At 48.1% G+C, this 345-nt stretch carries 1 protein-coding gene; it reads right to left on the reverse strand.

Going from position 1 to position 345, the window contains the following annotated elements:
• Positions 1 to 345: PKD domain-containing protein (locus Q4528_RS12985; RefSeq protein ID WP_303521895.1), on the reverse strand; the 345-nt coding region annotated here is incomplete at both ends.

Genomic DNA, 345 nt, shown 5'->3' on the forward strand with positions numbered 1-345 from the left:
CTAGAAGTATTTGGCGCCACTGAATATCAAGAGTGTGATTGTCGGCATCGGTGACTAAAGGATTGATGAGAACACTCTGCTGCTCCGCTACCGCCATCTCGCTGGCTAACTCAATGGTAGGCGCTTGATTAATGTTAAGTACCGTTACGACAAGGCTATCGGAGTATTGCTTGCCTGCTTGGCTGCGGGCTGTAAAGGCAAAAGTCAGCACTTGCTTTGCGTTAACTGATGGAGCATTAAAGCGCAGTATCGAGGCTTGAGTATTGTCTAATTCAACGTCAATCCCCGACAGCTGATGCCACGCCATCTCCGATAGCTGGTTAAAATCATCTTGTACTTCAGCGG

Origin of the sequence: Staphylococcus pasteuri, from assembly GCF_030547725.1 — a bacterium.
Lineage (GTDB): Bacteria > Bacillota > Bacilli > Staphylococcales > Staphylococcaceae > Staphylococcus > Staphylococcus pasteuri.